This is a genomic window from Flavobacterium sp. LC2016-23, assembly GCF_009674775.1.
GTDB lineage: Bacteria > Bacteroidota > Bacteroidia > Flavobacteriales > Flavobacteriaceae > Flavobacterium.
The window spans coordinates 32,686-51,570 of the sequence record NZ_WKKE01000016.1; the positions used below are offsets into that span (position 1 = coordinate 32,686).

Sequence of the window (18,885 nt, forward strand, 5' to 3'; positions counted from 1 at the left end):
TTATATTTTTTTAAGAACAATTTTTTCATTTTGACTCATGATCATCTTCTGGAAAAGATCTTTTAATCCAGTATATTGATCTGCTGCAAAAATACTATTGTTAATTTCTTTTGAACTACTGATCTGGATTTTGTTTCCCAGATTTCCAATATTTAAAAAATAAACGATGTCTTCATTTTCAGATATGATTTTAACCGCCTTTGGCAGCGATTCTACCGCATATCCTTCCGGAATTTCCAAACTTAGATTGAATTTTTCCTGGGTCGGATAACCAAAACAAACTGGCATCTGCCTTATTTCCTGATTAAATGGATTCTTGGTTCTGGTAAAAAACAATAACGGATTGATGAAAATTCTGTCACCGATAATCTCTATTCTGTTAGTCGAAACTAAAGAGAACACCTCAATAACCGGATCGGAAGAATTTACTTTCCTATTCTCTACTGTATAATTTGAGATTTTAATATCCCCGAATTGTTCTTCTAATTTTTCAAGATAATTTTCCTCACTCTTGTTGCCATTTTCTGTCCTAAAAACAAATGCGTCATAATCTGTTCTTTGCACTTTAACTTTACCTTCAATTTTACCCAGATTATCGATTTTGGCTAAAACATTCCAAATCTCCTTTGATGTTGCAGTGGGTACCAGGTTTATTTCTTTCGAAGTTCCGTCATTTTTAATCAGCCTTCCTTTCCAGTTCAAAACGTTCAGCGGCAAGATTCCCGGCCAGGTAAATTTATTTGAAGCATCTAATAAAATTTGATTCCCATCGATTTCAGCTGCTGCAATTACATAATTGAATCCTGTTCTTGTGGGATAAACCGGGACTCCATTTCCTGTTGTACTGACCAAAACAGGGTTTGCTTCTATTCCGGCCAATTTCAACATATTGATTAAAATAAAATTGATCTCTGCCACATTTCCGGTCTGATCGGCATATGCTTTTACTACGCCTTGTTCTGTATAATAATCATTCTTTTCATTCCAGTTCATTTTGCTCTGAACGAATTTAAAAATGATTTTTAATTTTTCGATCGGTGATTCGACATCCGTCAGGATACGCCTGGCGTCTTCCTGTAAAAAGCTTTTTTCACTGAGTTCTTTTCCGAAACTTTTATCTTTAAAAATAGTAGTGGCGACACCTTCCCATGTCATTGCATAATCTTTGACAGGCTGATCCGGGTAACGAACTCTTTCTAATTCATGCTGAATGGAACCTTTATAATTGTCAATATTATTTACATAAGGTTCATTTATTAAAGCGGGAATATCTTTTCCGGTGTAAAAAGCGCTAATTTGTCTGTACGAAATTGTCTTTGACCTATTGTACTCATCTTCGAAACTTTGATTTTTATCCGTAAACTTTGAATCTGCTTCAATTTTATGACTCCCTGTCAAAAGGGTTTTATAAATATAATATTCCGGAATATCGGTTTTATACTCAAAATAGTTGACCGGAATTTCATATTGAAAATCAAAATCCGGCAGCTTTACAATATTCTCCGATTTCAGGATGTACTTGTATTCAATAACAGAGCCCACTTTTACATTGGGCATTGTGATCATTTTCTCATTCCAGAATTTATTTACTTTTTTCTTAAAAGTACCCTGGTTATCTAATTTTGTTTTTACAATTGCCCCGTTTTCCAGATTGTATGTTACCGCATTTGAAAACTCTAAACGATCTTCCCCCAAAGTTTCATAACCAATATAAAACCGCACTTTCTGATCGGCCCACTTTAATCCTTCTTTCTTATAAATTTTGATTTTAAATTCATAAACATGATTGGCAATGAACCCTTTATCTTTATTATAGGTAAAAGATGTTTTTCCTTTTTTAAACAAAATGGCAGCCGGTGCTGTTGTATCTTTTGGATTCGCTTTTTCTTCTAATTCTGTAACCGTTACTTTTCCAAGCTCATAGCTTTGCGCTGTGCCTTTTGAAAATCCAAAAAATAAAAAAGTAATTAGAACGAAACTTTGAAATCTCATTTATATTCTTTTTAAAACTATTTTTTCTGTTTCTTTCGCAATCATTTTTTGATAGTATTCTTTTAGCATTTCATATTTTTCAACTGAAACGATTGCTTCGTTTATCTGATGAAGAATTGATAATTGCAATGAATTTTCGTTTTGGGCAATATTAAATTTAAAAGTTCCCAAATTATCTTCCATGGCTAATACTGCCGGTGCCGGTAATGTTTCTACAGCAAATCCTTCAGGAATTTTAATGGTAATATTAAATTTGTCCACAAAAGGGAATCCGAAATCTACCGGATATTCGCGAACTTCCTGCTTGAAGGAATTTTCAGTCTTTGTGTAGAACAACATTGGATTGATATAGATTTTACCTCCAATTACTTCCGTTAAATTGTCTCCTTTAAAGGAATAGCTTTCTATCGTTGGCAGTAAAATTTCTTTTTCGTTTGTTCTGCTGTAGTCACTAATTTCGATCTTATTATTTTCGTTTTCAAGCTTTTCAAGATAGACATCTTCCTTAACTCCGTCTACTTCATTTCGGTAAGACATGGCATTATAGTCGGTACATTGTCTTCTTACTTTTCCATTCACTTTACCTTCGGCATCAATTTCATAATTAATGAAAACATTATCATTGGATGCTTTTTTAGGCATTAAATCAATCGCTTCAGAAGTTCCGTCCTTACGAATCAGTCTTCCTTGCCAGTTCAAAGCTCTGAAAGGCAAAATATTAGGAGATGAATATTTGCTTGTGGCATCTAATAAAATAATTCCATTTGGCGTTTCTACGGCAGCAATTACATAATTGAAGGCTGTTCGGTTAGGAAATAAAGCAATCCCGTTAGAACGTGTACTTACTAAAACCGGATTTGCCGTAAGACCAGCGTTGCGTAACATAGCGGTTAGCATCAAATTAATATCGGCAGAATTTCCTGTTTTTTCCTTATAGGCTTTACGTACTCCGACATCACAACCATAGCTGCTGTTACCATCCCATTTAACGGTTGATTTTACATAGTTTAAAACAGTCAGTATTATTTCATCAGGCGCTGTGATTCCGGTCAGAAGCTTTTTTAAATCATCTTCAAAATAACCTGTTTTATTCAGTTCCGGTCCAAAATCATCATAATCGTAAATTGTTTTCACCACTGAATTCCAATCGGAAGAAAACGATTTAACAGGAGTATTAGGCCATTTAACAGCAGACAGTTCAAAAGATAAAATCGATGTATAATTATCAATATTATTTACAAAAGATTCGTCTTTTATTGCCGGTAAATCTTCAATAGTATATGTCGTTTTAGTTTCAAAATAATCCGTTTTGTCTGTCGAAAAACTAGTTTGGGTTACTCTGCCCTCACTTCGTTCTTTCGTTGTCGATACTATTGTTTTTGACTTGGTCTCAACAGTTTTATTAGGAAAAAGATATCCTTTCTGCATTACGTTGTACATGTAATACTCCGGAATAGCAGTAGAAAATTCTGATTTATTTACCGGAATACTATATTGAAATCTCCAGTCTCTCATCCAGCTGACAAAAGGGGCTCTTACCGTATATTTGAATTCAATAACAGACCCTTCTTTTACATTCGGCAATGAGATTTTCTTTCTTCCGTAAAACTTACTCACCGGCTCATCAAATATTCCGTCACTTTTCAATTTTGTTTTTTCGACTTTGCCCCCAACAAGGTTAAAGGTATTGGCATCGGAAATCTGAACACTTTCTTTTGAGTTTCCTGAAATGGAATAACCGATAGTCTGATTGGCAAAATCATACCCTTCCTTTTTATATATTTTGATACGCGTTTCAACTTCAGTTGTTAAAACAAAACCGTTAATTTCATTATAATCAAAGTAGGAAGTTCCTTTTTTGTATAAAATAGCGGCAACTGCAGCAGTATCTTTAGGATGTTTTTTTTCCTCTAATTCGGCAACTGATACTTTTCCAAGTTTAAATTCCTGAGCCGTCAGCTGAAGAAATGAAAAGAGGAAAAAGAATAAAATAATGGATAGCTGTTTGATTTTCATTCGTTTGATTAATTCTTGGTTAATATAATTTTGGCATTATCATTTTTTGACACCTGCTCCATAAAGAGGCGGTATTCATCGTATTCTTTGTTCGAGTATTTTCCTTTATTTAAAAACATCGAACGCTTGTAAGTCAGTTTGTTATTCTCTTTTTTGATGATTTCGGTTTTGTATTCTCCAAATTTCCCTTTCAATTCGAAATTTGCCGGAAGAAATTCTACCGTAAAACCTGCCGGAAGATTAATTTCGATCTCATCTGTGTCTAAATAACCACGCTGAATTTGGAATGGATTTTTTCTGTTTCGGATTCGTTTTACATTTCCATTGCTCCTATTGAAGGCATCAACAGCAAAAATCATTTTATTGGCAGAAATAGTCGCATAATTTACGGCACTGATTTCAACATTCTCCGTAAAACGAATATTTTCCTTATCGTTTGTAAAGGTTATTTTTCCTAATTTCAAATTATTGATATTGTCCCAGTATTCTTTATAATGCGCTTCTTTTTCCGTGGGCTGTAAATGCTCCACTCTTGCTTTTGAATTGTATTGAGAACCACCGGATACTATTGAAACTGAACCCGAAAAATTACCATTTTCATCTATCGTATAGTGACCTTTATCGGTTTGATCATTGCCTTTGTCTTCGTATATTTTAGTTCGTACAATTACGCCGCCTTCAGGCTTCACCACTAGTACATCCCTGTCATCTGTAAATGTTCCCTGATAACCAAAAGGATCGTCCTGGCTCGTACATTCAAGCCATGTGTAATTATCTCCTGTTGGAATTGCCAATATCATGTGGTTTCCCTGCATCGAGACAAAATCAGACTGGATATTTCTTTTATAAGTATCACCGTATAAAATAGTATTGTATGAAGGAACATCGACAGCTTCCAGAAGTGCTTTTGTATAATTGGTCAGGGCTTTACAATCGCCATAACCCAAACGATCTACATCAGTGGCAAGCATTGGCTTCCAACCGCCGATACCAATTGCAATGTTTACATATCTTGATTTTTTCTGAACATAATCATAGATGATTTTTGCTTTCTTAACGGGATCTTTTTCATTACCAACAAGGGCTTTTATTTTTGTTTTCGTCTCTTCCGGCAAAACAGTAGTTCCGGTTAGAATTTTATCCCCGTACCATTTACCAAATGCTTCCCATGTTTTTGCTGTCCCGTCTACACCTTCCAGATGAAAATTTTCCAGACCCATCATTACTCTTGGAAAAAGATCTGAGGAAGAAGGGCTGTAATCCTCCGGTTTTTGGGCTAAAATAGTAGTTCCCACATAAGACAGTTTGGTGTCTGTATCTATCGTTTTTTTGATGTTCAGGTCTGCAAACTGAAATTCTTTCTTTTTAAATCCGAGGTTGTTCGGGAAAGTCACATTTAAAATGCATTTCTCCACACTCAGATTATAACCGCCCAAAAAGTACCATTGTGGTATAAAGGCCGTATTTGACGTTTCAATTTCACTGGTGTAAACTACCGTAAAGGGATAGGATATTGGGGTATATTCCAGGAAAACCACGCGACTGTCTGAAAAAAGTGTGCTTCCTCCTACCGTGCTTTGATCCTTAAAATCTTTTCTTTTAATTTTTTTGATTTCCTTACCAAAAGCATCATAAACTACAGCTTCAATATTTTTTACCGAAGTTGTTTTATCGTAGTTCTGATAGGCATCAATATCGCTTAGTCCTTTCTCATTAAAAACAGATACGACCCTTTGCGTTTTAATGTTCATGCTGCGTTGCGATTCAATGGTAATATCCATTTGATCTAAACGAACGACTGCATCAGCATTTTCTTTGAGACTGTCTGAAATAGAAATAGTAGTATATTCAGTCTTTTGAGCAAAAGAAATGAACGTAAATAAGAAAAAAAACAATGCGCAATATAGCTTTTTCATTAACAGGGAATTTCGCCAAATATATATCATTTTTAGAAATCCTTAACATATCTTTAAGAATATTTATGCTCTGTTTTTGCTGTCTATTATAATCGTAACGGGACCGTCATTTAAAAGCCTGACTTTCATGTCTGCACCAAAGATTCCTGCTTGTATTTTTTTACCAAACTCCTTCTCCAGAGTCGTTATAAACTGCTCATACATTGGAATAGCAAATTCGGGTTTTGCCGCTTTTATATACGAAGGACGGTTGCCCTTTTTGGTAGAAGCATGTAAAGTAAACTGGCTTACAACAATAATGTCGCCATCGATATCCTGAACGGAGCAGTTCATCACATCATTTTCATCTCCAAAAACCCTCATTTTTGTAATTTTCCCAACCAGCCAGTCGATGTCTTCCTGCGTATCGGCGTCTTCGATTCCGACTAAAACCAATAACCCTTTTTGAATATCAGCAACCTTTTGATGATCGACAGTTACTGATGCTTCTGAAACTCTTTGAAGAACAACTCTCATATTTTTTCTAATAATTTGATTTTGCCACAGATTACACGGATTAAACAGATTTTAAATTCTAGTTAGATGCACTGCTGTGCATCGCTACAATCAAATATTGTTTTTTTTGGAATTTGGAATTTGAATATTAAAATTTAAAAAAGTCTTATTTCCTCAACTCATCACTTGCTTTTCGGTCTTCGTCATAAGAATCGGTACGATAATTTTCATCATCGCCTTCGAGGATTTTTAAATAACTATTGTAACGGGACCAGGCGATCTCGTCTCTTTCCAATGCGGCTTTTATGGCGCAATGCGGTTCTTCTTTATGGAGGCAGTTGTTAAACTTACATTGGTCTTTTAGTTTAAAGAATTCAGGAAAATACCCGCTGATTTCTTCTTTTTCCATGTCTACGATCCCAAAACCTTTAATTCCGGGTGTATCAATGATTTTTGCATTAAAAGACAAGTCGTACATCTCTGCAAAAGTGGTCGTGTGCTGTCCTTGTTTACTGGCTTCAGAAATAGTTTTGGTTTTAAGATGCAGGGAAGGTTCCATTGCATTAACCAGAGTCGATTTTCCGACACCGGAATGTCCTGAAAACATACTTACCTTGCCGATCATCATTTCTTTAAGTTCCTCAACACCTTTCATTTCTGTAGAAGAAACACGAAGACATTTGTAACCAATTTGCTGATAAACATATTGCATATACAATTGATCTTCCAGCGTTGGTTCGTCAAAAGTATCTATTTTATTAAAAACCAGAATTGTTTCAATATTGTACGCTTCAGCAGTTACCAGAAAACGGTCTATAAAATTGAAGGTTGTGGGCGGATTATTAATGGTAATCAACAAGAACACACGATCAATATTCGACGCAATGATATGCATCTGATGTGATAAATTAACCGATTTACGAACAATATAATTCTTTCTTTCGTGAATATTAAAAATCGTTCCTGTTACGGCATCAGAAGTTTCTTCGAGTTCATAATCGACAATATCGCCTACAGCAATAGGATTGGTACTTTTGATCCCTTTCATCCTGAACTTTCCTTTCATACGGCATTCTATAAAATCGCCTTTTTCAGATTTTACGGTATACCAGCTTCCTGTAGATTTATAAACGAGTCCTGTCATTCAAATTGTAGATTTTAGATTTTAGATTTTAGATGTATTCTTAAAAACTAAAAAATATTAAAAGGCAAAATTACGTTTTTAGAATTGAACAACGCAACTTCGCCTTTTAAAATTAAAAAAACACCTCCTAAAATGGACTCATTTACCAGATAATTTCGGCCAGAATTTCGTTTTCTTTGATTTTCCCTAACTGAATTGTTTTTAAAGTTTTGGAAGTCTTTCCGGCTCTGGTGGTATAAATTTCTACCATAACGGTTGCCGGGCCGCTTTCGGTTAATTCCCTTTCGCCAAAATAATTGGTTCTAATCTGATATTTGCCTTTTATGGCATTTCGGATTAAATATTGTTCCGGTCCGTAACCCTGCGTAAAATCTTTAGAAAATCGCGCTCCGGCTTGTGTGCTTCTGTGTCCGTAATAACATTCTTCGCCATTAGGTTCAATAATATGCAAATCCAAATCGACATCCATCAGGTTCCAGTTCATAATAATTCGGATATCAACCGGCATTTTATCCAGGTATTTTTTATCCAGTTTACCCGTTTTAAGATTTTTGTGTTCGATCATTAAACGATTAATATCCATTAGGATGATATCTTCGACCCCTTCATATTGTCCGCTCATTTCTCCGTAATAATTAACTTCCAGTGCTTTAATCAATTGATCGAAAGCTTCCTGATATTTTCCCGCATCTTCGAGAGCCAAAGCATAATCCCTAAGGCTCTGTGGTTCATGTGCTCTCCATTTTGCAATTTTTCCTGCTGCAAACAAAGCATCATCAAAATCCTTCCATTGACGCAACGTATAAGTTAAGGTTTTATAAAGCTGATGGTTTTCCAATCCTAAATCGGCAATATTACTAATGACCTGCAATGCTTTTTTGACATCACCCTGATTGTAAAAAAAGTGCGCCACATCAAAATAAAAAGCGGGGTTTCTTTCCTGTGCATTTCTTAATTCAAAATACAGATCATATTGTTTTTCTTTCGGCACTGAAGCAAGAGCCTTTAAATACAAACGATGCGGATTCCAGGTTTTAGGTTCATTTTCGATCCCATTTGATGGCACGTATTCCATGTCCTGATTTCCATCTTCATCTTCGATATCTGAATCTTTTTTAGCATCAGAATTGGTTTCGTTCTCACTACTGATCGCTTTATCACTGGTTACGGATGGCGCTATCTGAACTCCGGCGACTTTACCGGCAAGCGCTTGTGGCATATTGGTATTATTAGAAATACTTTCTTCTGAAACCACCCGCGTAGAATATCCAACTGACCTTCGCTCTCTGCTCACACCTTGTGCTGTTACCACAACTTCACTTAGCGAATGTGAATCCTCTCTTAGCTGCACTCTGATCTGATTGTTTCTGCCCACATTTACCTGAGAAGATTCATAGCCAATGAAGCCAACATTCAGATTACTGTTTTCGGGAGCCTGTATCGTAAACTTACCCTCAAAATCGGTATTCACTCCTCCTCTTTCCCCATTTATACGAACCACAGCTCCGGGTAACGGCAAACCCTGAGCATCGACAATAACGCCCGAAATAAATCCTGCCGGAACTCTTGCATTTCTGCTGGAACTCACATTTGACTCCCTGTTATTCGGTCTTCGGGGATGTTTTACTTTTACTTTTGGCAGCGGTTTTGGAGTCGTATATCTAAGGTCTTCTTTCCACCAGGAATTTAATGCTGCAAAATAACTATCAATACTGTCCCAATTATTCTTTTGTTTGGCGACATTAGTATCCTGTTCCTGTTTCTTCATGCGATCAAATTCGGCACGCAATTCGGCAGGCGGCAAAATATCGTAAGCGATATAATCGCGGATATCTTCCAGAACAATCAGGGAGGTATTTTTCGTTATGATTCCGTATTTCTTTCCGAGAAGTTCGATTTCATCCGCATTTTTCTCATATTGCAAATCCAGATTGGCTATTTTTTTCTGAGCCCAGAGTTTTTCAATATTGACGTCTGTTGTATTTTGAGCAAAAGCATCCAGCGTGATTTTTCGCTCCACAACCACAGTATTGTTATAACCAAACAACAAGGTGATTTCACTTTTCGGATTTAAGGAAATCCCTGAAAAACTAAAACTTCTCGAAACCGAAGTCCCTTTCATCGGAAATAAATCCGTGATGGTGTAATTTTCTTTTATTCCTAAAAATTTTAAGTTATTGTTTACCAGTTTATCTAAAGCATTTGTCCCGTTCAACTGGTTCAGATTGATAAAATTACCGCCGGTTTTCATGGCAACAAAATTCAGGAAAGCAAAATCTGAAGAAACAGAAGACGTAATCGTATACACTGGAATGCTTGTTTTCGGTAAAACATTTTCGCTCAAAGAAGACAATCCATCAGAAAAAAACAAAAACTCATCATGGACTGGAAAATTTATTTGCGAAAAACGAGTGCCACCATCGTACTTTGTATTTTGCAAAACGGATTTTAATTCCGTCCAGTTACCCTCTGAAATCAAAAATTCCTTTTGTCTTTCAAACGTATAATTTAAAAAGTATAAGGTTACTTTCGTGTTTTTTATTTTTTGAAAATAGGCATCCAGTAAATTTAATTCCTTTTTTAAATCGCGCGTTTTACAGCTCAAGGAATTATCCCAGACCAAACCAATCGAGGCTGGCACTTTTTTGGCAATTTTATTTCCTTCAACAAACGTATTTCCGTAAAAATAATATTGTCCTCCCAAAGTCTGCATCAGTACACTTGGCACATTTTCCTGTATCGGAATGTTAAAAAGTAATTTTTCGGAAGGCTGATAATTTTCTTTTTTGAAAGAAGTCTGAAATGACTGATTCCATTTTGAGAAGACAATCTGCTCACCCGAGTTTTCATTCACCGTCGGCGAAGCGGCAGTTCCCAAAACCGAAATATTAATTTCAAATTTATCTAACTTTTTCGGATAACGGCTCACCAGCTGATACGCCAGATTGTTTTTATCGAACGCAGAAAGTTCTTCTTCGTAGCCAATAATAACGATGCGTTCGCCATTGGGCATCAAAGGATAAATTCTCGTTCTAAAATTATTCCCATCTACTTTCTCCAATAATCCGGGATCCACACGACGATGTTCAATGGCCTCAAAAACCTGTTTCCCTTTATTTTTATTTACAGGAACCGCTTCACGCATTTTCCCATTGATATCAATGGCATATCTGGAAACCGAAACATTTTCCGGCAACGGAAAAATAAGTTCCGCTTCCATCTGACGGCTGCCCGAATTAAAAAAATGCATCTCAGCAGTGGTGTAAGCAATATTCCCAACCACTTTTACATTAACAATAAGCTGACTCATTCTGACACTTTCCGCGGCATCTCCTTTTACGGTCAATTCAGGACTCTGTGCAAAAGTTCTTGTTCCCGCGAACAATAAAACATAAAGGAATAATTTCAGGATGCCCTGAAAAATTTCCGGCTTGGACAAACAGATTTTCGATTTCATAACATAGAAGTTAAGGTTGTATATAACTATAGAGTATATAAAATCTAAAAAGGTTGGAATAGATGATAAAAAAATTAAACCATATAAGGTATATAAGAAAATATTAGTTCAGAATTGAAATTAAAAGCCTTGAAAAACAAAGCCCGAGGTTTTAACCTTGGGGACAAAGATTCGCGATTCAAAAAGATTGCGAACATTGATTGCATCCCAAGGTTAAAACCTTGGGCTATGTTTATTATAGAAAATTCTATTTAACCTTCTATAACCTATATCCTTTAAAGCCAAAAAAAATCTCCATAGCCTTACAGCAATGGAGATTTAATATAAAAAACAATTTAATTTTAATACAGTGACATAAGAAAACCTGAGAGCTAATTTTATAAAAAGCTAAATTAACTTATATCACTTATATAATTTAGAGAAAATTAGGCATTGAAAATCTTTTCCTGGTGTCCAATACTTTCCTGGTGAATGGCTTTGAACATTCTCAAAACAAACTCTTCCGTAAGTCCTTTTTTCTCCCCTTCTAAAATCATTTTTCCTAAGATTTCATTCCAACGGTTGTTTTGAAGAATCGCTACGTTGGCATCTTTTTTCACCTGACCAATTTCGTCAGCAACTTTCATACGTTTTCCTAATAACTCTAATAAATTAGCATCCAAAACGTCGATGTTAGCTCTTAGTTTCGTCATTTTTGAACTGTACTCATCTGTATTATCATCTGTTTTTCTGATCGTTAAATCTTTGATGATTTTTTTCAAAGCATCCGGAGTAACTTGTTGCGCTGCATCCGACCAGGCGTTGTCCGGATCGTAATGTGTTTCGATGATCATACCATCGTAATTTAAATCCAATGCTTCCTGCGTTACTTCGAAAATCATTTTACGATCTCCTGTAATGTGAGATGGATCGATGATTAAAGGTAAATCAGGGAATTTATTTTGCAATTCAATAGCAATCTGCCATTCCGGGATATTTCTGTATTTTGTTTTTTCGTAAGTAGAGAAACCTCTGTGGATAACCCCTAATTTTTCGATTCCGGCCATGTGTAAACGTTCTACACCACCTAACCATAAAGCCAAATCAGGGTTTACAGGGTTTTTAACCAAAACGATTTTATCTGTCCCCTTCAAAGTATCCGCAATTTCCTGTACCGCAAATGGGTTTGCAGTAGTACGGGCACCAACCCATAAAACGTCGATATCATGCTCTAAAGCCAGTTTACAGTGCGCTGCAGTAGCCACTTCAGTTCCCATCAGTAAACCAGTTTCTTTTTTAGCTTTTTGTAACCATTTCAATCCAATTTCCCCAACACCTTCAAATCCTCCGGGACGCGTTCTTGGTTTCCATATTCCGGCTCTGAATACACTTACTTTTGAATCTTTCAACTCATGAGCAATTTTCAAAACCTGATCTTCTGTTTCTGCACTACAAGGTCCAGCTATCACAAGTGGGTGATTTAAATTGAAATCTTCTAACCACTTTCTCATTTCTTTCTTATTTTCCATCTTTTTTTTAGTTTATTTTTATTTTTTAATTGTTAATCCGTTTAATATCTCTTTAATTTTATTCGTGCTTTCCATTTCTTCAAAAATGGCATTGTAATCTTCTTCTTTTAACAAATCCCTAAACCGACTGAGATTTGAAATGTATTCTTCTAAGGTTTCAATGACATGTTCTTTGTTTTGCTTAAAAATCGGTGTCCACATCGCAGGTGAACTTTTTGCTAAACGAACCGTACTTTCGAATCCACTTCCTGCCATATCAAAAATATCCTGTTCGTCTTTTTCCTTGTTCATTACCGTTTTTCCGAGCATAAACGAACTAATGTGCGACAAATGCGAAACGTAAGCAATGTGTTTGTCGTGTGAAGTCGGATCCATATACCGAATCCGCATTCCGATTTCGCTGAAAAGCTTCAGTGCCTTTTCCTGCAATTTGAAAGTGGTTTTTTCCACCTCACAAATAATATTCGTTTTTCCCTGAAACAATCCTTTTATCGCCGCCGATGGTCCGGAAAATTCTGTTCCTGCAATGGGATGCGTCGCGATAAAATTTCTTCTTTTCGGGTGACTCGCCACTGCATCACAAATTGGTTTTTTAGTTGATCCCACTTCAAAAACAATGGTTTTATCTCCAACCGAATCCAGTACTTTTGGCAAAATGGTCAGGGCAACATCTACGGGAACCGAAACAATCACAAAATCAGCTTCAGCCAATTCTTCAAAACTTCCCGCCTGATCAATAACACCTAAATCAATCGCTTCCTGCAAGTGTTTTTCGTTACTGTCTATTCCAAAAATAGTCGCGTCCGGATGTTTTTCTTTGATGTCCAGCACCATCGAACCCCCTATTAAACCTATTCCTATTACGTATACTTTCATATTTATTTTTATTAGAAGCTAATTCCTGCTATCCGCTATATCTTTTCCGCCGAACCCCGGCGCAAAAGGATGCCGCTTCTATCAGGGCTAGGCTTCTCGTTTTTTCAAGACCTTTTATTACTTTCTGTCTTTTTTGTCATTTCGACGAAGGGGAAATCTTCACAAGTAACTCCATAATCAAAATGACCAATCTTTGTCGATCCGGCACCCGGGCTTCAACTTCGCTCAGCCTGACAGTCCATATCAAAAATCTTTATTCTTTATTCTTTATTCTTTATTCTTTATTCTTTATTCTTTATTCTTTATTCTTTATTCTAAAATCTTAACACTTAAAACCTATCTATCGCTTCCTGTACTTTTTCTTCTTTCACACACAACGAGAATCTGATATATCCTTCACCATTGCTTCCGAAGATGGTTCCCGGTGTAATGAAAATATGTTTCTCGTATAATATTTCGTCAATGAACTTTTCTGCCGATTTGATTCCCTCAGGCAATTTCGCCCAGACAAAAAGTCCTACTCCTTCTTTATACACTTTGCATCCTAATTTTTCTGCTAATTTTTCTGTCAATTCTCGGCGGCGTCTGTAAATTTTATTTTGATCTTCGAACCAGGATTTGTCACAATTCAAAGCCGCGATTGCACCCTTCTGAATTCCGTAGAACATGCCGCTGTCCATATTGCTTTTTACTTTCAGGACTGCATCGATAATTTCAGGTTTACCTAAAACCATTCCGACTCTCCATCCGGCCATGTTGAATGTTTTACTTAATGAATTCAGTTCCAAAGCCACTTCTTTCGCCCCTTCCACCTGCAATAAACTCATTGGATTATCATTCAGAACAAAACTATACGGATTATCATTTACCAGTAATATGTTGTGTTTTTTAGCAAAGACAACCAATTTTTCAAATAACGCTAAACTTCCTCTGGCTCCTGTTGGCATGTGCGGATAACCCAGCCACATGATTTTCACTTTCGATAGATCTGATTTTTCCAAAGCTTCGAAATCCGGTTCCCAGGCATTGGCTTCTTTTAAATCATAATAAACCGGAACCGCTCCTACCAGATTGGTTACCGAAGTATAAGTCGGATAACCCGGATTCGGAATTAAAACGTGATCACCTTCATTCAAAAAAGCCAGCGAAATGTGCATAATTCCTTCTTTAGAACCCATCAGAGGTAAAATCTCATTATTCGGATTCAACACAACACCAAACTGATCCTGATAAAAATCGGCCATTCCTTTTCTCAATTCCGGCAATCCCTGATAGCTCTGATAACCGTGCCCGTTTTCATCCAGAATTGCCGCAGCTACTGCTTCAATTACTGCTTTTGACGGACTCAAATCAGGGCTTCCGATTCCCATGTTGATGATCGATTTTCCTTCAGACTGCAGTTGACGCACTTCTCTCAATTTTGAGGAGAAGTAGTATTCTTCAACTGTATCTAATCTTTTTGCTGTTGTAATCATTTTTATTTTTTTATTAAAAATGCTTTAGGCTTTAGGCCGTAAGCTTTATGCTTTTTTTACTTCTAACTTTTAAAACTTTTGTCACCCTTAGCGAAGTCGAAGGCTTTTGAAAACTAACGGGGCTTCGACTTCGCTCAGCCTTACAATCATTATTTTAAACCTTTGGAATTTGGAATTTCAAAAAATTGGAATTTCACTTTACGGTTTTGTATTCTTATATTCTCCGAGAACCTTTAAATATTCTGCCATAATATTCAGTAATGCTTTGGCTTTTGCAAAGTCTTCGTATTTTTCGAAAGTGACGTCGACGAAAAAAGAATATTTCCAGGGCGTTTCAATTTTGGGAAGCGACTGGATTTTTGTTAAATTCAGTTTACAATCGCTCATGACATTGAGAACCGCTGCCAAACTTCCCCTTTTATGATCCAGTTCAAATTTGATGGAAGCTCTGTTGATTTCGTTTTCGGGCAAAAATGAATTCTGTTTTTTAATAATCACAAAACGGGTCATGTTATTTTTGATCGTCTGAATTTCCGGTGCCAGGATTTCCAGATCATACATTTCTGAAGCCGTTTTACTTGCAATTGCGGCAATTCCGGTTAATTGCTTTTCCTGAATTCTTCTGGCGGTTTCGGCTGTATCTTTATCTTCAACCAATTTGATATTTGGATATTGTTTTAAGAAATCCATACATTGCAGGATGGCCATCGGGTGCGAATGAACTTCTTTTATATCTTCTATTTTCTGACCTTTCAGGGCCATTAAATTTTGGTGAATGCTCAGATAATGCTCTCCGATAATGTGCAAATTATTCTTGTCAATCAACGCATAATTCGGAATAATTGGCCCTGCAATCGAGTTTTCAATTGCCATTACCGCCTGATCCGATTTTCCGGAAAGCAGGCTGTCAATTAATTCTTCAAAAGACAAGCACTCATCAATAGCCACATTTTCAGAGAAATACTCCTTTACTACCTGATGGTGGAAAGAACCTTTTATACCTTGTATTGCAATTTTCGTTGTCATATATTCAAAAAAAAATCCTGATTTTCATCAGGATTGTATATTAGTTTTATTTGTCTTTTTTAATTTTCTCAAATAACCATAGCACAATCCTTACTTCTACTAAAGAAGAAATAAAAAGAGTTGCTAAAATAAAAACGGTTATTAGACATTTTGTTTGTGTTTTTCAATAAATTCTCTGCGAATGTATAAATTATTTTTACTGCACCAAAAAAAATATTGCATTTTATGAAACAAAAAAGGATTTCTTAACAAATTACCTGCCTTTTGTAAGATATATGAATAAATCGGCCTTAAAATGCGATTTAGGCAATTGGGTTTTAGGGAGGTACTTAGATTCTGAGGAACTAAGGTTCTGAGAGCCTAACTATATGTTTAATCTTTTGGACCAATTTTTAGGAGAGCGGGAAGGAAGTATAATAAAAAAAGCAGCTATCATAACAATAACTGCTTTTTTTTACTTTAAGAATAAATCTATTCTCTTTATTCTATTCTCTTTATTCTTAAAAAAAATTAAGATCCACACATTTCACAATCCTCAGGATCTGCAGCTTGTGCTTTTAGCAACATTGCTTTGTATTCTTCAACACTGATCGGTTCTGTTTCCGGAACTAAAGTAGCTGATGCCGGTGTTGCTTCTTCTTTTTTATCGTTGTTTAAGGTGAATTTAATCGCATCTACCGCAGATTTTGTTCTTAGGTAATACATTCCTGTTTTTAAACCAGATTGCCATGCATAGAAGTGCATAGACGTTAGTTTAGAGAAATTAGCATCCTGCATAAACAAATTCAATGATTGGGACTGGTCAATAAAATAACCTCTCTGACGTGACATATCCAAAATATCTTTCATAGACATTTCCCAAACTGTTTTGTACAATTCTTTGATATCATCCGGAATTCCGTTTATGTTCTGAACAGATCCGTTATGACGCATAATTTCCTGTTTCAATGATTCATTCCAGATTCCTAATTTCACTAAGTCTTCCAGTAAATGTTTGTTTACCACGATAAATTCTCCTGAAAGCGTTCTTCTGGTGTAGATGTTAGAAGTATAAGGCTCGAAAGCTTCATTGTTTCCTAAAATCTGAGAAGTGGATGCGGTTGGCATCGGCGCTACTAATAAAGAGTTACGAACTCCGTGTTCTACCACTTCCTTACGCAATGAAGCCCAATCCCAACGTCCTGATAATTCTTCATCTTTCATTCCCCACATATTGTACTGGAATTCTCCTTTTGACATTGGAGACCCTTCAAATGTAGAGTATGGTCCTTCTACTTTCGCCAATTCCATAGAAGCGGTCACGGCAGCAAAGTACAACGTTTCGAAAATTTCGTGGTTCAGCTGTTTAGCTTCGTCACTTGTAAAAGGCATTCTTAACATGATAAAAGCATCTGCAAGACCCTGAACTCCCAAACCAATTGGCCTGTGACGTACATTGGAATTTTCAGCTTCTTTTACCGGGTAATAGTTTCTGTCAATTACTTTATTTAAATTGAATGTCACACGTTTCGTAACATCAAATAATTTTTGGTGATCAAATTTCCCGTTCTCCACAAACATTGGCAATGAAATCGAAGCCAGGTTACAAACCGCAACTTCATCCGGAGAGGTGTACTCGATAATTTCAGTACACAAGTTGGAAGAACGGATTGTTCCTAAATTCTTCTGGTTCGATTTACGGTTAGCCGCATCTTTGTACAACATGTACGGAAGACCTGTTTCTACCTGAGATTCCAGGATTTTTTCCCAGATTTCTCTCGCTTTAATTGTTTTTCTTCCTTTTCCTTCTGCTTCATAACGTACATACAAAGCATCGAATTCTTCACTGTGTACTTCTGATAATCCAGGGCATTCGTTAGGACACATTAAAGTCCATGTTGAATCTTCCTGAACTCTTTTCATGAATAAATCCGGAATCCACATTCCAAGAAATAAATCACGGGTTCTCATTTCTTCCTTACCGTGGTTTTTTCTTAAATCAAGGAAATCAAAAATATCAGCATGCCAAGGTTCGATATACATAGCAAAACTTCCTTTACGTTTTCCTCCACCCTGATCTACATAACGGGCAGTCATGTCGTATACACGAAGCATCGGAACAATTCCGTTAGAAGTTCCGTTAGTCCCGCTGATATAAGAACCGGTAGCTCTGATATTGTGAATAGCTAAACCAATTCCTCCCGCTGATTGGGAAATTTTAGCTGTTTGTTTTAGAGTATCATAAATACCATCAATACTGTCATCTTTCATGGTTAACAAGAAACAAGATGACATTTGAGGTTTTGGTGTTCCTGCATTAAATAATGTAGGCGTCGCGTGCGTGAAGAATTTTTTAGACATTAATTCATACGTTTCAATCGCAGAAGCAATATCGTCTTTATGAATTCCTATAGAAACACGCATTAACATGTGTTGTGGTCGCTCTACAATCTTTCCATTTATTTTTAGTAAATAGGAACGTTCCAATGTTTTGAATCCAAAATAATCGTAGTTAAAATCACGATTATAAATAATAGTGGAATCCAGCACCTGAGAGTTATTCTTAATTACTTCGTAAACATCATCTGCCAATAGAGGAGCTTCTTTCCCTGTTCTTGGATTAACATAATGATACATATCCGACATCGTTTCCGAGAACGATTTTGTTGTATTAGAATGTAAGTTAGAGATAGCAATACGAGCGGCTAACTGAGCATAATCAGGGTGTGCAATAGTCATAGAAGCAGCTGTTTCGGCAGCTAGATTATCCAACTCTGAAGTAGAAACACCATCATACAATCCTTCAATAACGCGCATGGCGACTTTTACAGGATCTACAAGTTCATTCAAACCGTAACACAATTTTTTGATTCTGTCTGTAATCTTATCAAACATTACCGGCTCTTTGCGTCCATCTCTTTTTATTACATACATAAGCTTACTTTTTTATTGTTATTGAAAAAATGAAAGACACTGGAATAACGGATTCCAGTACTTAAAC

General features: G+C 36.2%; 11 protein-coding genes. All 11 read right to left on the minus strand.

Annotated elements, in window-relative coordinates:
* Window positions 1–1,992 carry a DUF3857 domain-containing protein gene (locus tag GJU43_RS14430; RefSeq protein ID WP_154341465.1) on the minus strand — a complete coding sequence of 664 codons (1,992 nt, stop codon included), beginning with the start codon at window positions 1,990–1,992 and terminating at the stop codon, window positions 1–3.
* Window positions 1,993–4,008, minus strand: a complete 2,016-nt coding sequence (locus GJU43_RS14435; RefSeq protein ID WP_154341466.1) for a DUF3857 domain-containing protein — start codon at window positions 4,006–4,008, stop codon at window positions 1,993–1,995.
* 8 nt (window positions 4,009–4,016) lie between these two features.
* Window positions 4,017–5,924, minus strand: coding sequence for a DUF3857 domain-containing protein (locus GJU43_RS14440; protein WP_154341467.1), 1,908 nt, complete (start codon window positions 5,922–5,924; stop codon window positions 4,017–4,019).
* 63 nt (window positions 5,925–5,987) lie between these two features.
* Window positions 5,988–6,440, minus strand: a complete 453-nt coding sequence (gene dtd / locus GJU43_RS14445) for a D-aminoacyl-tRNA deacylase (protein ID WP_154341468.1) — start codon at window positions 6,438–6,440, stop codon at window positions 5,988–5,990.
* Window positions 6,441–6,585: 145 nt separating this feature from the next.
* Complete coding sequence (gene rsgA, locus GJU43_RS14450; protein WP_154341469.1) at window positions 6,586–7,563, minus strand: ribosome small subunit-dependent GTPase A; 978 nt, start codon at window positions 7,561–7,563, stop codon at window positions 6,586–6,588.
* 142 nt (window positions 7,564–7,705) lie between these two features.
* Window positions 7,706–11,020: a VIT domain-containing protein gene (locus tag GJU43_RS14455; protein WP_154341470.1), complete on the minus strand. Its 3,315-nt coding sequence runs from the start codon at window positions 11,018–11,020 to the stop codon at window positions 7,706–7,708.
* Window positions 11,021–11,445: 425 nt separating this feature from the next.
* Window positions 11,446–12,528, minus strand: a complete 1,083-nt coding sequence (locus tag GJU43_RS14460; protein ID WP_154341471.1) for a bifunctional 3-deoxy-7-phosphoheptulonate synthase/chorismate mutase type II — start codon at window positions 12,526–12,528, stop codon at window positions 11,446–11,448.
* 18 nt (window positions 12,529–12,546) lie between these two features.
* Window positions 12,547–13,404 (minus strand): prephenate dehydrogenase, encoded by an 858-nt coding sequence (locus tag GJU43_RS14465; protein ID WP_154341472.1) that lies wholly within the window; start codon window positions 13,402–13,404, stop codon window positions 12,547–12,549.
* A 329-nt stretch (window positions 13,405–13,733) separates the two neighbouring features.
* Entirely contained in the window at window positions 13,734–14,879 is a 1,146-nt protein-coding gene (locus GJU43_RS14470) for a pyridoxal phosphate-dependent aminotransferase (RefSeq protein ID WP_154341473.1), read from the minus strand.
* 198 nt (window positions 14,880–15,077) lie between these two features.
* Window positions 15,078–15,905 carry a prephenate dehydratase gene (locus GJU43_RS14475; protein WP_154341474.1) on the minus strand — a complete coding sequence of 276 codons (828 nt, stop codon included), beginning with the start codon at window positions 15,903–15,905 and terminating at the stop codon, window positions 15,078–15,080.
* A gap of 510 nt (window positions 15,906–16,415) precedes the next feature.
* Window positions 16,416–18,818 carry a ribonucleoside-diphosphate reductase subunit alpha gene (locus tag GJU43_RS14480; protein WP_154341475.1) on the minus strand — a complete coding sequence of 801 codons (2,403 nt, stop codon included), beginning with the start codon at window positions 18,816–18,818 and terminating at the stop codon, window positions 16,416–16,418.
* Window positions 18,819–18,885 lie beyond the last annotated feature (67 nt).

Excerpts from the sequence above, each read along its gene's own strand:
- GJU43_RS14470 (WP_154341473.1), bottom strand. The coding sequence starts at position 14,879 with ATGATTACAACAGCAAAAAGATTAGATACAGTTGAAGAATACTACTTC.
- rsgA (WP_154341469.1), bottom strand. The coding sequence starts at position 7,563 with ATGACAGGACTCGTTTATAAATCTACAGGAAGCTGGTATACCGTAAAA.
- GJU43_RS14430 (WP_154341465.1), bottom strand. The coding sequence starts at position 1,992 with ATGAGATTTCAAAGTTTCGTTCTAATTACTTTTTTATTTTTTGGATTT.
- GJU43_RS14480 (WP_154341475.1), bottom strand. The coding sequence starts at position 18,818 with ATGTATGTAATAAAAAGAGATGGACGCAAAGAGCCGGTAATGTTTGAT.
- GJU43_RS14460 (WP_154341471.1), bottom strand. The coding sequence starts at position 12,528 with ATGGAAAATAAGAAAGAAATGAGAAAGTGGTTAGAAGATTTCAATTTA.
- GJU43_RS14440 (WP_154341467.1), bottom strand. The coding sequence starts at position 5,924 with ATGAAAAAGCTATATTGCGCATTGTTTTTTTTCTTATTTACGTTCATT.
- GJU43_RS14455 (WP_154341470.1), bottom strand. The coding sequence starts at position 11,020 with ATGAAATCGAAAATCTGTTTGTCCAAGCCGGAAATTTTTCAGGGCATC.
- GJU43_RS14475 (WP_154341474.1), bottom strand. The coding sequence starts at position 15,905 with ATGACAACGAAAATTGCAATACAAGGTATAAAAGGTTCTTTCCACCAT.
- GJU43_RS14465 (WP_154341472.1), bottom strand. The coding sequence starts at position 13,404 with ATGAAAGTATACGTAATAGGAATAGGTTTAATAGGGGGTTCGATGGTG.
- dtd (WP_154341468.1), bottom strand. The coding sequence starts at position 6,440 with ATGAGAGTTGTTCTTCAAAGAGTTTCAGAAGCATCAGTAACTGTCGAT.
- GJU43_RS14435 (WP_154341466.1), bottom strand. The coding sequence starts at position 4,008 with ATGAAAATCAAACAGCTATCCATTATTTTATTCTTTTTCCTCTTTTCA.